The 15744-nt window shown below is 39.5% G+C and carries 13 protein-coding genes; 11 read left to right on the top strand and 2 right to left on the bottom strand.

Going from position 1 to position 15744, the window contains the following annotated elements; translation table 11 throughout:
• Positions 1 to 26 precede the first annotated feature (26 nt).
• Genes MB09_RS13935 through MB09_RS13925 form a run of 3 tightly spaced genes read left to right on the top strand, consistent with a single transcriptional unit; the run spans position 27 to position 3771 of the window.
• On the top strand, positions 27 to 1316 hold the full coding sequence (locus MB09_RS13935) for a hypothetical protein (RefSeq protein WP_045081543.1): 1290 nt from the start codon (positions 27 to 29) through the stop codon (positions 1314 to 1316).
• A complete protein-coding gene (locus MB09_RS13930) occupies positions 1313 to 2458 on the top strand; it encodes a glycosyltransferase family 2 protein (RefSeq protein WP_045081542.1) in 1146 nt (381 codons plus the stop codon). Before MB09_RS13935 ends, MB09_RS13930 begins: the two co-directional genes overlap by 4 nt.
• Before the next feature lie 2 nt (positions 2459 to 2460).
• The gene (locus MB09_RS13925; RefSeq protein WP_045081541.1) at positions 2461 to 3771 is read left to right on the top strand and encodes a hypothetical protein; all 1311 of its coding nucleotides are present in this window, start codon (positions 2461 to 2463) and stop codon (positions 3769 to 3771) included.
• 698 nt (positions 3772 to 4469) lie between these two features.
• Here the strand turns inward: MB09_RS13925 and typA are convergent.
• Entirely contained in the window at positions 4470 to 6263 is a 1794-nt protein-coding gene (gene typA / locus MB09_RS13920) for a translational GTPase TypA (protein ID WP_045081540.1), read from the bottom strand.
• A 178-nt stretch (positions 6264 to 6441) separates the two neighbouring features.
• Between typA and kdsA the strand changes: the two genes are divergently transcribed.
• The 8 genes from kdsA (at position 6442) to MB09_RS13880 (ending at position 14921) form a co-directional block, all read left to right on the top strand.
• On the top strand, positions 6442 to 7260 hold the full coding sequence (gene kdsA, locus MB09_RS13915) for a 3-deoxy-8-phosphooctulonate synthase (protein ID WP_045081539.1): 819 nt from the start codon (positions 6442 to 6444) through the stop codon (positions 7258 to 7260).
• Positions 7261 to 7798: 538 nt separating this feature from the next.
• Entirely contained in the window at positions 7799 to 8407 is a 609-nt protein-coding gene (locus MB09_RS13910) for a hypothetical protein (protein WP_045081538.1), read from the top strand.
• A gap of 2 nt (positions 8408 to 8409) precedes the next feature.
• Positions 8410 to 8709, top strand: coding sequence for a winged helix-turn-helix domain-containing protein (locus MB09_RS13905; RefSeq protein ID WP_045081537.1), 300 nt, complete (start codon positions 8410 to 8412; stop codon positions 8707 to 8709).
• A gap of 76 nt (positions 8710 to 8785) precedes the next feature.
• Positions 8786 to 9100: a hypothetical protein gene (locus MB09_RS13900; protein ID WP_045081536.1), complete on the top strand. Its 315-nt coding sequence runs from the start codon at positions 8786 to 8788 to the stop codon at positions 9098 to 9100.
• A gap of 34 nt (positions 9101 to 9134) precedes the next feature.
• Positions 9135 to 10484: a cell envelope integrity protein CreD gene (gene creD / locus MB09_RS13895; protein ID WP_045081535.1), complete on the top strand. Its 1350-nt coding sequence runs from the start codon at positions 9135 to 9137 to the stop codon at positions 10482 to 10484.
• 58 nt (positions 10485 to 10542) lie between these two features.
• On the top strand, positions 10543 to 10935 hold the full coding sequence (locus MB09_RS13890) for a DUF2809 domain-containing protein (protein ID WP_045081534.1): 393 nt from the start codon (positions 10543 to 10545) through the stop codon (positions 10933 to 10935).
• Positions 10936 to 10978: 43 nt separating this feature from the next.
• Entirely contained in the window at positions 10979 to 12952 is a 1974-nt protein-coding gene (locus MB09_RS13885; RefSeq protein ID WP_131459932.1) for a DUF3857 domain-containing protein, read from the top strand.
• Between the two features lie 112 nt (positions 12953 to 13064).
• On the top strand, positions 13065 to 14921 hold the full coding sequence (locus MB09_RS13880) for a DUF3857 domain-containing protein (RefSeq protein WP_165586715.1): 1857 nt from the start codon (positions 13065 to 13067) through the stop codon (positions 14919 to 14921).
• 4 nt (positions 14922 to 14925) lie between these two features.
• Here MB09_RS13880 and MB09_RS13875 read toward each other — a convergent pair whose 3' ends face one another.
• The gene (locus tag MB09_RS13875) at positions 14926 to 15732 is read right to left on the bottom strand and encodes an SDR family NAD(P)-dependent oxidoreductase (protein ID WP_045081531.1); all 807 of its coding nucleotides are present in this window, start codon (positions 15730 to 15732) and stop codon (positions 14926 to 14928) included.
• Positions 15733 to 15744: the final 12 nt, after the last annotated feature.

Genomic DNA, 15744 nt, shown 5'->3' with positions numbered 1-15744 from the left:
ACAAATAATTAATTAAAACCATCAAATTGTTCAAATATTCTACACGAGGCTTAAAATTTTCAGCGTTTGATGGCTTACAGCTGTTGGTCTATTTCGGTGTGTTTCTATATTTGATATTGCAACCCGCCATTTATTCCCCAGATACGTACACTTATTTTAAGGTACATTTTTACAGATTTCCTGGTTATGGACTTTTCTTGAGAAGTTTTGACCTACTCTTCGGCGATTTTTTTGAAACTACGGTAGTCGCTTTTCAATTAATATTTGGTTTTTTGGCGATTTCAAAACTTCTGAGTTCAGGAAAACACCTACTAAAATTAAAGGCCTGGGTATATATTCTTCTCTTTATAGTGTTGATTTTTCCCTATTTCCCACCACTTTGGGTAGGAAACAATTTGACTTCAGAAGGAATTTCCTATCCCCTTTACTTGTTTCTGGTGGCTTTCAGTATTGATTTCCTATTCAGAAATCAAACTGCCAAATTTATCCACCTTTCAATAGCCTTTATACTCTTGTGCCTTACCCGAGGCCAATTCATTATTGTGGCCCCGGTCATTTTGGTTTTGTATGTTTTAAAGGAACGGAGAAACATCTTTGGAAGAACGAAATTATTTTATGTTTTGCTTCTTTTAATATTGCCTTTTTTAGTACAAACATTAGACAAAACATATCACAAAGTGGTACATGGCTTTTTCGTAACCACACCCTTTAGTTATGCAAACGCACTTACATTACCGCTTTACGTATCTAATAAGGAAGATGCTGCGTTGCTGAAAATTGAAGATAATAGAACGATTTATCTGAATACCTTTAAACGCATTGATAGCTTGGGTCTTCTGAGTTCAAATGTTTCTGGAAATGCGTCGGATAAGTATATGGTTTTTCATAATAACTTTCCTGTAATTTGCAACCGGAATTTCCACATTCCGGGGATGGCATATTTTGAAAATAAAACTGAAAAACCTGGCGAAAACGTTATTATGATAGAAGAAACAGCGAAAGAAATGCTGCCTATTTTGATAAAAAATAATTTTAAGGAATATATTTCTATCTATTGGGAAGGTGTCTTTCACGGTTTTGGAGGGATTATGATCGCGGGTTTGACACTATTACTTTTTTTATATAGTGTATTCATCGCTCTTCGGAAATGGTCAGTCTATAATGGATTGTTGCTTTTCGCACTTACTTTGATCATCTCCAACGCAATGATAGTGGCTTTTGCCTCCCACTCCATAATGCGCTATTTATTTTATAATTACTTTTTTGCCGTTTTGGTTGGCATTATTCTATTCAGAAAAATAATTTCAAAAACATGAATATAGAACTATCCGTCGTAATGCCCTGTCTTAATGAAGCCGAAACATTGGCTATCTGTATTGAAAAAGCCCAAGGTTTTTTTGAACGAGAAAAAATCTCCGGCGAGGTAATAATCGCCGATAATGGAAGTACCGACGGATCGCAACAAATCGCCAAGAGCCTAAATGCCACCGTGGTAAACGTACCGCAAAAGGGCTACGGTAGCGCGCTGAGAGGCGGAATTGAAGCGGCAAACGGAAAGTATGTAATTATGGGCGATGCCGATGACAGTTACGATTTCAGTAATTTGATGCCCTATTTATTAAAACTTCGGGAAGGGTATGACTTGGTAATGGGCAACCGCTTCAAGGGTGGAATAAAACCAGGCGCCATGCCTTTTCTGCACAAATATTTGGGCAACCCGGTTCTTTCGTTTATTGGAAGATTGTTCTATAAAAGTAATATCGGCGATTTTCATTGCGGTTTGCGGGGGTTTAGCAAGAAGGCCTTCTATACGATGGAACTGAAAACCACGGGAATGGAATTTGCCAGTGAGATGATCGTTAAAGCCAGTCTTAAAAATCTTCAAATTACCGAAGTACCCACCATCCTCTCCCCAGACGGACGCACGCGACCTCCGCATTTGAATACTTGGCGCGACGGCTGGCGGCACTTGCGATTTTTGGTGCTTTACAGTCCGAATTGGCTATTTTTAATCCCTGGCCTGATTTTAATGGTTTTCGGATTGATTACTTCCGCTGTTTTAATCAGCGGTCCTATTTCCATCGGCAGTGTAAATTTTGATGTCCATACGCTTCTCTTCACATCTGTCCTTGCTTTGATAGGGTTCCAGTTTATATTGTTTTATGGTCTAACCAAGGTTTATACTGTAGAAAATGATTTGCTTCCCAAATCTAAGAAATACGACCGTTTATTTAAATTTATAAATCTTGAAAAAGGATTGATTATTGGATTTATATTGGTTATTGTAGGAATTGCTTTAAGCTTTTCTGCATATACAGATTGGCAAGCAATAAGTTTTGGCAATATTGAAAATAATTCTGTTTTCAGGAGGGTTATTCCCGCTGTTACCTTAATGCTTTTAGGGGTTCAGATTATACTTTTCAGTCTGTTCTTTAGTATTTTAGGGCTTAAGAAATAAGAATGGATAGAAAGATTATTTATTTAAGTGAAAAGTATTTTAAATACCTATTGGGTATTATATTTATTGGCACTACGCTATATATCGCCACAAAAGGTGCTATACTTCATAACGATTCTGATGGATATTTAAACATGTCAATAATCAGACTGCCGGTTTACTCACTATTTGTACAGCTATTTTATTTTAAAGAATTTGAAATTCTTTTAATAGTTTCCCAAATGTCATTTATATGCGCATCAATATACATCTTGGTTATGAACCTAAAAGAGAACCTAGGTATTCAAGCATTCTGGTGCCTTCTTCTGAGTATTGTATTATTATATCCAAGCATTTTTGGAATCAAAATAGGCAATAGTGTACTTTCCGAAGCCATAGCTTATCCACTTTATCTTTTGCTATTCCATTTTTTGAGTTTAGCAATTTTCACCGAGAACCAAAAATATATTGGCAAGTCATTGTTAATTCTTTTCGCACTATTATTGACCCGAGGGCAATTTCTCTATTTTGTTCCAATAGTTATTCTACTACTGATTTGGATATGTGTTAGAAAAAGGGACTATAAGAAAGGTATTCCTCTCTTACTCTTCTCTTGCATCTTACCATTTGCAGTGTCGATAACCGACCATATTTATCACAAAGTAGCCAACGGCTATTTTGAGGCTACGCCGTGGACCGGACTCCATCTCCTTACTCCCGCAATGTATGTTGCGAATGTCACTGATGTTGAAATATATAAAACCGAAAAAGAGAGATATTTCTTTGAAAAGATTCAAAAAAAACTGTGGGAACGTAATCTTAGCATTTATCAAAGGGAGGCTGATGGCATAGATGCCACTGAATTTTATAGGGCAAATTATACGCGTATAGCCAACTGGACAATATATGATTATGGCAAGGAACTACTAGCTCCTTCCCTTACTCCTGAAGAAAAATTTATTGAATTGGAAAAAATCACTACCAAGTTGGCAGGACCGCTCATCATTAAAAATTTTGGAGCTTGGTCAAAGCTCAGCTTTAAGAATTTTGTAAAAGGCTTTAAAAGTAACCTTCTGGTATTGTTTTATTTTATAATCTTAGGATATAGCGGGACGGCTTTATTAAAACGAAAAGTCACTAATACTTCTAAAGTTCTATTTTTGGGCGCTCTCTTAACAATTTCAAACACGGCAACGGTCGCTGTTGGAATGCATACCATAGAGCGGTTCACCTTTTATAATGATTGGTTTTTCTTTTTAGCTATTTTTTTAATGCTATTCAATCTTAAAAAATTAGAAGGCAATAAACCGAGAATAGAGCCTCAGTTAACATAGTAAAAATGATTAAAAAATAGGAGGATCAGTTTTTTAATAAAATCACAATAACTATTCGGCAATATTGAGGTGATTATTAAATTGGACGGGATATGAACTATAAAAGCATTCTGATGAACGGTTTAGGGCCTCCTTCAAGATTAAGCCCATAACTGGAATGCTTCTCTAAATGATTCAAATAGGAAGCATCTTCACTTAAAAAACTGAATAAGATCCTGAATACATTTATGGGAGATTTAAACTTTTCTTCCTACGATGGAGGCGAATTCTCGGGCCAATGAATGGACAGTATGCTACTGAACATCGAATATATCTTATCACTATCCTCGGTATTTTCCTTCTTTGCTGAAAGCTTTCCATACCTACATACCCGCCGTGATCGGCCATAATCAATTTGAGCGCGTTCGGATCTCTTTAAGAATGGCACCAATTAAATCGGTAAGTGAATTATCGATTTTTTAAAGCTCTCCAAATATTGGGTTCGCTTTTTCACGACAAGGTTTTTCCTACCGAGCAACGGTCAATATATGTGGAATTAAAATTTCTATTAAAGGAATTTGGATTGCTTCTCCCCCGGCTGTTCATCAACACGGGCTCTTGAAAAAAGCAAAATGCCAGCAGCTGCGTTTGCCTTCCGGCGACAACAAATTAACTAAAAATCGCCGAGTTTATTGAGTTGCTCAGCGATTTTCTTTTTTCTACAATTTATTTCTTTTACGGTCCACTTCCTTCAAATATATTTTTCGAAGTCGTAAGTGGTTTGGCGTAACCTCAACATATTCGTCCTTTTGGATGTATTCCAAGGCTTCTTCCAACGAAAACTTTATGGCCGGAATAATACGTGCCTTATCGTCAGCGCCCGAAGAACGTACGTTTGAAAGTTTTTTGGTCTTTGTGATATTCACTGCCATATCATCTTGACGTGTATTTTCGCCAATAACCTGACCTTCATAAATATCCTCATTTGGATTTACGAAGAAACGCCCGCGATCCTGCAATTTATCAATGGAATATGGAATGGCTTGGCCGGTTTCCATAGAAACCAAACTTCCGTTCTGTCTTTCCGGAATGCCACCTTTAAGCGGTTGGTATTCCAAGAAACGATGTGTCATAATGGCCTCTCCGGCAGTTGCGGTAAGCAGTTGGTTACGCAGCCCAATAATTCCGCGGGATGGAATTATGAATTTACACACCATACGCTCACCCTTTCCTTCCATACTTATCATTTCTCCTTTACGGATGGTAACCATATTAATCGCGGTTCCGCTTACATCTTCTGGCAAATCAATTGTCATTTCTTCAACTGGTTCACATTTTACGCCGTCAATTTCTTTGATGATAACCTGTGGTTGTCCAATTTGAAGCTCATAACCTTCACGGCGCATGGTTTCAATTAAAACCGAAAGGTGCAAAACCCCGCGGCCGAAGACCATAAATTTATCGGCACTGTCCGTTGGTTGCATGCGCAATGCAAGGTTTTTTTCAAGTTCCTTTTCCAGGCGCTCCTTAATATGGCGCGAAGTAACAAATTTCCCGTCTTTTCCAAAGAAAGGTGAATCGTTAATTGTGAAAAGCATACTCATGGTAGGCTCATCAATTGCGATGGTTTTAAGAGCTTCAGGGTTTTCAATATCGGCCACGGTGTCGCCAATCTCAAAACCTTCCAAGCCAACCAACGCACAAATATCTCCTGCTTGTACTTCAGCAACTTTTTTACGGCCCAAACCTTCAAAAGTGTGAAGTTCCTTTATTTTCGATTTCACTTTAGTGCCATCACGCTTCACCAAAGTAATCTGCATTCCTTCCTTTAAGGTCCCTCTTTGTAAACGACCAATGGCGATTCGACCCGTAAAGGAAGAAAAGTCCAAGGAGGTAATCAACATCTGTACGGTACCTTCTTCAATTTTTGGTTCGGGAATATGCTCCAAAACCATATCGAGCAAAGGCTCAATATTCTCAGTTTGGTTTTTCCAATCGTCGCTCATCCAGTTGTGCTTAGCAGAGCCGTAAACGGTGGGAAAATCGAGCTGCCATTCTTCGGCGCCCAACTCAAACATTAGATCAAATACAGATTCGTGTACATCGTCCGGCGTACAGTTTTCCTTGTCCACCTTATTGATAACAACGCAAGGTTTCAATCCAAGATTGATTGCTTTTTGAAGTACGAAACGGGTTTGTGGCATCGGTCCCTCAAAAGCATCGACCAAAAGCAAAACTCCGTCTGCCATGTTCAGTACGCGCTCTACTTCGCCACCAAAATCGGCGTGACCAGGCGTATCGATGATGTTTATTTTTGTGTCTTTATAGATAACCGAAACGTTTTTTGAAGTAATTGTAATACCGCGCTCGCGTTCCAAGTCGTTATTATCCAGGATAAGTTCCCCGGTATTCTCATTTTCACGGAAAATACTACAGTGGTGCATAATTTTATCAACCAGCGTGGTCTTTCCGTGGTCAACGTGGGCAATAATAGCGATGTTTTTGACTTTCATAAACTTGCTCCTTTTTTTTGGAGGGTGCAAAAGTAGTGTTTCTAAGTGGATTAGAAGCAAATTATGGGTGTATTATTTTATCAATAATATGAAGTGAAAAAATCTTAAGTAAGTGAAAATGCTGAAATATCACCTCAGAATAGTAAAATACCTATCTTTACACTATTAAAACTACAGCATGAAACTTGATTTAATTCCAAAGATAAAACACACTACTTCCAACAATTTTTTCCTACTCGCAGGGCCTTGCGCCATTGAAGGCGAGGAAATGGCGATGCAAATTGCTGAAAAGATTGTGAAAATTACCGACGACCTAAAGATTCCATACATCTTCAAAGGAAGTTTCAAAAAAGCAAACCGAAGCCGAATAGATAGTTTCACTGGCATTGGCGATGAAAAGGCATTGAAAATCCTCCGAAAAGTTTCCGAAACTTTTGATGTTCCCACTGTTACCGATATTCACGAGGTAAGCGATGCCACAATGGCCGCGGAATATGTAGATGTGCTGCAAATCCCGGCATTCTTGGTGCGCCAAACCGATTTGGTAGTAGCGGCCGCTGAAACGGGAAAGGTGGTAAACCTGAAAAAAGGCCAATTTATGAGCCCCGAAAGCATGAAGCATGCCGTGACCAAGGTAACCGATTGCAACAACGAACAAGTGCTGATTACCGATCGTGGAACTATGTTCGGTTATCAAGATATGATTGTAGATTTTCGGGGAATTCCAACAATGAAACAGTACGCCCCCGTGGTTTTGGACGTAACCCACAGTTTGCAACAGCCCAACCAAAGCGCTGGCGTTACGGGCGGCCGTCCTGAAATGATTTCAACAATTGCGAGAGCCGGAATTGCGACAGGTACGGATGGAATTTTTATTGAAACACACTTCGACCCAGCAAATGCAAAGAGCGATGGCGCCAATATGCTGAACTTAAACCTGCTGGAAAAACTGTTGGCAGACCTTGTGGCAATTCGTAAAACAATCAACCAACTATAGTCTGCCCTATACTTTGAAAAAAAAAAGCGCCCTGCCATCTCTGGATGGCAGGGCGCTTTGGCTAATAACAAAACTCTATAAAATAAGCATCGTTAATTTTTAAAAAAGGACTGTGACCATTGGGGGCACAGTCCTTAACCTCATACTTATAAAACTCCCCAATTAAATAAGTATCCAAATATCGCACATAATCTCTTGTAAATCAATAGGGATTTCCCCCTTTTTTTACAGGATTTTTCCTGTTTTCACAATTTGACATTAAACTTAAAAAAGGAAAAGCTGCTTCTAAAAAGAAACAGCTTATAACCTCTTGTCAAAAATTAACTCCCCAATTAATTTGATAGTGTAAAGATGCGAAGAAGGACAATGCCAGTCAAGAGGAAAAACCCTGAATTTATAGGGGGATTTCCCCCTTTTTTCCTGTGTGTAATTTCCTACTTTTTTGAAACCCAGAAATTTTGGAACTAAATATTTTCTTTGGAAATAATTTGGCGGATAAAACTTTTTACATTTACTTTGTTTTTCAAAGTACTTTATTATGAGTAAAAAGGATTATCTAAAAGACATCAGCGAAATCAAAAACTTGATGGACCGCTCGTCGCGTTTTATTTCACTGAGCGGCCTTTCCGGAATTTTTGCAGGTATCTACGCCATCATAGGAGCAGCGATTGCTTATGCATATCTCTTTCCAGAGCCCGGGGAGTTTTTGAAGCTACACAGTTGGAATTTTAAATTGTTGCTCGCTCTCTTAGCCTCCGTGCTCGTGCTGAGCGTGGTAACGGCTTACCTACTCACCACCCGCAGGGCAAAAAACAACAACGAGAAAATTTGGGACGCCACCACCAAACGTTTATTGGTCAACTTTTTAATTCCGTTAGTAACCGGAGGAATTTACATAATCATAAAATTAAACAGCCAGCATTATGGCCTCACGGCTTCGCTGATGCTCATTTTTTATGGATTGGCACTTGTGAACGCTTCAAAATACACAATCGGCAACGTAAAATATTTGGGCTATGCGCAAATAATCATAGGGCTTATCTGTGCAGCGCTACCCGGTTATGGTTTTTGGTTTTGGCTCTTGGGCTTCGGCTTTTTCCATATAATTTACGGAAGCCTGATGTATCTTAATGAAAGAAAGGGCTGAGTGTGGGCATCATAGACAACATAAACAAACTTTTTGACCATCGTATCCGGCTGGGCATTATGAGCATCCTCGTGGTAAACGAGGATGCGGATTTCAACCGGCTTAAGGAATTATTGGATGTTACCGATGGCAATCTGGCAAGCCACATCAAGGCGTTGGAACAGGCTGAATATATTTTGGTGGAAAAAAGTTTCATAGGAAGGAAACCAAATACCAGTTACAGCGCCACAAAGCTGGGTCGCACAGAATTCAAAAAACATATCGAAGCCCTGGAAAAATTGATTCAAAAACCAAGAACATAACATTATATTTTTTTATTTCTTCACTTTGAAAATCAAAGTACTTTATAATAATCGATAACAACTAAAAAATTAAACTATGTCTCCGAAAAGAAACCATTTCAAATTAACAAAAAAAACAAGGCTCTTCCTGATTCTGCTGTTCGCAACGGTATTATTGCTTATTCCACTGATAGCTGAACAATTAACCGACGAAGTTAATTGGGACCTTTCGGACTTTGCCGTCATGGGAATTTTATTGTACGGTGTAGGTATTTCTTGTGAATTAGTCCTGAGAAAGATAAAAAAAACCAGCCATCGCCTTCTTCTTTGCGTCTTTCTGCTCGCAGTGTTTCTCTTAATTTGGGCCGAACTTGCCGTGGGCATCTTTGGATCTCCCTTCTCGGGATCTTAAAAAAACATTTATTAATAACAACTTTTAATATACTATGGAACAGAAAAAAAGTAGATTCAGCAATTGGATGCGCAACTCAATCACAGCAAGGATGCTCGTTGTCGGGTTTTTATTATTGGTTTTATTGATCCCTTTGGAATTTGTAAAATCACTAATCAACGAAAGAGCGTACAGACAAGAGGAAGTGGTTCGGGAAATAAATGAAAAGTGGGGAAATGAAGTCCTGCTCTCCGGCCCTATCGTAAAAATTCCGTATAAGGTTATTTCCGAAGAAAAAATCTTTAATGAAAAGAGCAATTCCTATTATACCAAAACAAAGGAAAGTATTGAAACCGCTTACTTCTTTCCTGACAAACTCAACATTATATCGCAGGTTGACACAAAACCCCTAAACCGAAGTACTTACGAATCGGTGGTCTATTCTGCGGCAATTGACGTAACAGGAAATTTTCCCATAATTGACTTTTCAGACACCGATGTTGCCGACGAAAACATCCTTTGGGAAAAGGCAACCGTTCTTCTAAAAACCTCAAACTTGAAAGGAATAAAAACCACGCCGGTCGTACATTTAGCTTCGGAAGCCCTTTCCATGACGCCACAGTATTCCACGGAATATCTGAACACCATCCAAAGCAATTACATTGCCAATGCCAAGGAAATATTTGCGGCACCGCTTCCGTTTTCCTTCGACTTAAAAATAAACGGCAGCGAAAGCCTGAAGTTTCTGCCCATAGGTAAAGAAACCGATGCCACAATGCAGTCGAACTGGCACTCTCCCAGTTTTGATGGCAACTTCCTGCCCGAGGACACCAATAAGGAAATCAGTAAAGATGGTTTTACCGCTAGTTGGCGAATTTTGCAAATAAACCGACAGTTCGAGCAATCGTTTTTTGGGCACCTGCCAGACCTTTCCACTTCGGCATTTGGCACCAAGCTAATCATTCCCGTGGACGAATACCAAAAAAGCGAACGGACCGCCAAATACGGGTTTATGGTCATTGGGCTAACGCTATTGGTGTTTCTCTTGATACAGTTGGTGAGCAAAATCTATATCCATCCGTTTCAATATGTAATGATCGGCTTGGCCTTGGTTATGTTTTATACATTGCTCATCTCCATTTCCGAACACAGCAATTTTTTCAACGCGTACGCGATTGCGGCAATTTCGGTACTCGCGCTGATAACGGTCTATTCCCGCGCCATTTTGAAAGGTTTCAAGTTTCCGTTGCTTATCTGCGCTTCGTTGGCTTCGCTTTACGGTTTTATTTATGTAATCATCCAGTTGGAAAATTACGCGTTATTGGTTGGCAGCATCGGGCTGTTCCTGATTTTGGCGATTATTATGTTCGCATCGCGACGGATTGATTGGAACAATGAGAGCTAGTTATAAACTTAATAAACCTCACAGGTTTTTGAAACCTGTGAGGTTTTAACCGTAAGTTATGGAACATTTAAAATGGTGCTATTTCAGTGCATTCCTAATCCTTCTTTTAATGGAATTTACCATTGCCTATTTCCACTTCAATCCTTTTATAAGAGGATTTTTGGGCGATGTGCTGGTCATCTTACTATTGTATTCGTTTCTGAAAATTTTCATTAAAAACAATGTGTTCCCTATTGCAATTTCGGTTTTGGGTTTTGCTTTTTTGGTTGAATTGCTTCAGCTTCTAAAGCTTTCCGAAATCCTGAAAATCAAATCAAAAATACTATTGACCGTTCTCGGTTCGGTGTTTGATGTTTGGGATCTTGTGGCATACGTCATCGGATTTCTGCTTATTTTATTGATTGAAAGAATTTTTCATAAAAATACTACTCCGTATTTTTTTAAATTTTGATATTTATTCTATTTTGCGGCAGATAAAGTCTCAGTTCCAAAATATGCTTTCCAAAAACCTCGCATTCCTATTTTTAATATTTTCATTCTTGTTATCCCATTCGCAATCTGGGCGGATTGATGAATTTGGCAAGCCCACACAAGAGGAATTAGCACTGGAAATTTATGAAGCAGAACCAGAGGCCGCTGGAGTTGTTTTATATGAAACGGGTAATTATTATGCTGTTTCTATCGTTAAAAGAACCGCCTTTAGAATGGTTTTGGAAATACACCGAAAAATTAAAGTTTTTGACGTTAAGAAATTCGGAAATTCTACCATAGAAATCCCGTATTACGTAGGAAACAAATTCTACCCAGAAGAAGTAATAGACTATAAGGCCATAACCCATAATGGAATCTTACAGGATGCCGTCCCTAAGGAATCTTTTTACAAAATCGAGAAATCGAAAGGAAGAGAGGCCTTGAAGTTTACATTCCCAAACGTGCAGAACGGAAGTATTTTAGAATATAAATACACCTTCGTTACCCCCTATCTTTTTGACATAAAGGGCTGGGAGTTTCAGAATAACCTACCCACAATGTATAGCTTCTTCCAAACGGTATTGCCCGTGAATATGAAATTCAATCGGGTCCTGTATGGTCCCAAAAAACTGGACCAACACAGCAACTACATTAAGAAGGATGACTTCTTGATACCTTCAAACAATGCGCATCTAGATTCTGAAGTGAATATTTATGTTATGAAGAATATTCCATCCTTTGAAGAGGAAAAGTTTATGTTATCGCGAAGCAATTATGTGTCCAGAATAGCGTATGAACCCATATCATATAAACCCTTTCACGGGGAAGAAAAAGTGTACTCCCGTTCTTGGAAGGATGTAGACCACCGCTTTGAGAGCCGCAGCGATTTTGGGGACCAATTGAACAAAAACAGTTATTTCAGAAGAAAATTACCGAAAGAAATCCTCAATATAGAGGACGATATGGAGCGTGCAAAGGCGGTGTACGGATTCATTCAAAACAATTATACCTGGAATGGAAGTTATTTCAACTATGGAAATGAAATAAAAGACTCATTTAAGGAAAAATTGGGTAGTGTGTCAGACATTAATCTTTCGCTGGTAAATGCCTTAGAGGCGGCAAACCTACACTCAAAGTCGGTTATTCTTTCTACCCGCGATAATGGTTTGCCCACAGAGCTCTATCCGGTGCTGTCCCATTTTAATTACGTATTGGCGGTTTTAATGATAAACAACGAAAGAATATTACTGGATGCCACAGACAAACAAGCTCCTTTCGGCATCATTCCATTCAGAGCGCTTAATGTGCAAGGCCGGGTTATGAATTTTAAAAACGGAAGTTACTGGATGCCCATTGAGCCTTTTGAACAAAATATACATTACGCAAATGCACAAATAACAGCCGCCGCCGATGGAGTTTTTTCCGGGAAAGTCAGTCAGGCAAGTTATGGCTATATCGGGTTGGGAAAGAGAAATAGCATTGAGGAGGAAACCCTGAAGGAATACATAAAAACACAAGAGAAGGACGATGCAGGCATTGAGATTGAGGCATACCAAATAGAAGACCTCAAGGCTATTGAGAAACCCCTCAAAGAAAATTACAGCGTGACCATTGAACCAGAAATTGTTGGCGACAAGGTGATTCTACATCCGTTTTTTAACAAAACATATATCTCCGAAAACCCCTTTAAAATGAAAGAGCGTAGCTACCCGATGGATTTTGGCTACCCTTTCACAAACACCTATTTAGTATCCATAGACCTAGGCAATACCTACCAAGTGGAGCAGCTGCCATCCAGCCGAAGTATAAAATTGCCCAATGATGACGGAGAATGCTCCGTAACCTATGTGGCAGACGGCGGCAAGATAAACATCCGCTTCAATATGAAATTGAATGCCTACCGTTTCCCCTCAGATGCATACCAATCGCTTAAAGAATTTTTCGGCACTATGATAACCATGCTGAAGGAAGAATCAATCGTTTTAAAGAAAGTATAGAATGTCCATTCAATCAATCCTCCTCTCCTGTTTTTTACTATTTATTACATTTTGTCAGGCTCAGCAACAACCGCCTCACGATTTTGGCAAGCCTTTGCCAAAAGAATATTCCATGACGAGCTATCCCCTCGACCCGGAGGCAAATGGGGTAATTTTATATGAAAGAGGAAACTATACGGTAGATGCGGCTGACGGTTATATTCGGCTAATCAAGGAGGTTCATAGAAAAATTAAAGTTTTCAACGCAAAAAAATTTCAGCTCGATTATGTAGAAATACCCTATTATCGTGAAAATAATGTACAGGAAAATATAAAAAACCTAAAAGCCCTCACCCACAACGGCCAATCGCAAGTATATGTAAGCGACCAGGCTATTTTTGATACAAATGAAAGTCAATACTGGTCCTCAAAAAAGTTCACCTTTCCAAATGTACAGGACGGCAGTATCCTGGAATATTCATACCGCATAGAAACTCCTTGGATGCACCACTTGGGCGGTTGGAATTTTATGAATGCCCTACCAACGCTTTATTCTGAGCTGCACACGGAAATACCCGGCAATTACACCTACAACAGAACACTTTACGGCGATAGAAAACTGGATGTGGACCACGCCGAAATTCTGGTTGATTGTTTCCATTTGCCCGGCTTTAAAGTACCGGGCGACTGTGAGTCGGCTACCTATGTTATGAAAAATGTTCCCGCCTTTGTGGAAGAAAAATATATGCTCGCAAAAAGCAATTATATACCCGCAATTAAATTTGAACTGCGCAACATTGTCAATTTGGATGAATCCAAGGTTTCCTTTTCCAAATCTTGGGACGACGTGGACCGAAAATTTAAATATGACAGGGATTTGGGACGCCAATTAAAATACAGTTCCTTTTTTAAGGAACAGCTTCCCTCTTCCATTATTTCAATTTCTGATGATTTGGAACGTGCAAAAGCAGTTTATTATTTTATCCAGGAAAAGATGGCCTGGAATAACCAAAACAGAATATTGAGCGATATTCGCATAAAGGATGCCTTTGAAAAAGGAAATGGCAACAGCTCCGAGATAAATCTTGCACTCATAAATGCCTTGGAGGCCGCAGGTATTGACGCCAAGATAATGCTGATAGCAACCCGCGACCAGGCAATGCCAACGAAACAATATCCCGTGCTTACAGATTTTAACTACGCTGTGGTATTCTGCACTATTGCCGATAACAAGTATATTCTTGATGCTACGGATAAACATACTCCCTTTGGTATCTTGCCCCAGCGCGATTTGAACATAGAAGGACGGGTAATGGATTTCAAAAACGGAAGCTATTGGGAACCAATTGTTCCAATGGCCAAAAATATGCACTATGTGAACCTGCAATTGGCCCCGGATGAAAAAGGCGTGTTCTCTGGTAAGGTGAACGAAGTTTCAACAGGCTACATAGCGGTTCCCAAACGAAAGGAAAACAACAACAGAAATAAAGAAGAGATTATAAAAAGGAAACAAAGCAGCAATGAAGCTTTAAATATTACCAACTTACAAATTGAAAACGAAAAGGATTTAGAACAGCCCTATAAGGAGATTTACGAAATCGCAATACACGAACAGCCCGTGGGGGATAGGCTTTTTGTCTATCCATTTTTGATGGAAACTTACTTTTCTGAGAATCCATTTTTAAAGGAAACCCGAAATTATCCGATAGATTTTGGTTTTCCGGTAATTAACAATTATTTGGTTTCCATAGATGGTAAGGACAAATATGAAGTAACAAAAGTACCCGAAAATAAATTTTTGAAACTTCCGAATAATGATGGGGAGCTCTCGGTGGTTTATGACGTTGTGGAAAACAAAATAAATATTAGGCTAAGCGTAAAATTGAACACAACCAGATTTCCCACGGAAGCCTATCCGGCATTGCGCCAATTCTTTGAAACCTTGCTAAAAATCCAATCGGAAGAGCCAATCGAACTGCGGAAAATATAATTGCTTAAACCGCTCGGTTTTTTTCCTGAATCCGACGGATAACGGCCGTGGCGGTTCGGCGAGGCACTAATCGAGGCAATTTGGAAAGTAGCTTGTTGATGTTACCCGGAATAGCTACTATTTTGCCCTTCTTCATTGCCTCATAGCCATATGCGGCTACCTGTTTAGGGCAAGCAATATTGAATTTTATTTTGTTATCTGAGGCGCTACAGCCATTCGAAACCACCTCCTGAAAGCAAGTCTTGGTCTGGCCGGGACAAAGGCAGGTTACCGTAACGCCAGTTCCCTTAAGCTCATTGGCGATGGCCTCGCTAAAAGAAAGAATATAGGCTTTTGAAGCATAATACAGAGACATTAACGGCCCCGGCTGAAATGCAGCCAAAGATGACATATTCAGGATTTTTCCCTTTCCCCTGGCAACCATCTTCTTTAAAATCAACTTTGTTAGATGGGTTGTCGTGATTACATGTAAGTGTAGCATCGCCGCTTGACGCTCCCAGTCAGTTTCATGAAAGCTTCCATAAATACCAAATCCCGCATTGTTTACCAGGACATCTATAGCTCGGTCTTCAATAGACTGGACTATCGATTCGGCAACTTTCGGTTTGCTCAGATCTTTGTGCAGAAGTTGCACCTGGGTTGCGTACCGCGCCTCGATTTTCTCTTTCGCCTGTTGCAATTTTTCAGAATTGACATCTATCAGAATCAACTCATAACCATCTCTGGCCAAAAGTAAGGCCAGTTCAAAACCAAGTCCTGATGCGGCCCCCGTTACAATGGCCAATGGTATTTTATTATAGTTTTGATTCAACTGCCCGACTGT

Origin of the sequence: Aequorivita vladivostokensis, from assembly GCF_000952855.1 — a bacterium.
In the GTDB taxonomy this organism is placed as follows: Bacteria; Bacteroidota; Bacteroidia; order Flavobacteriales; family Flavobacteriaceae; genus Aequorivita; species Aequorivita vladivostokensis.
Note: the sequence above shows the minus strand (reverse complement) of the source record. Positions and strands in the feature narration are given on the sequence as shown.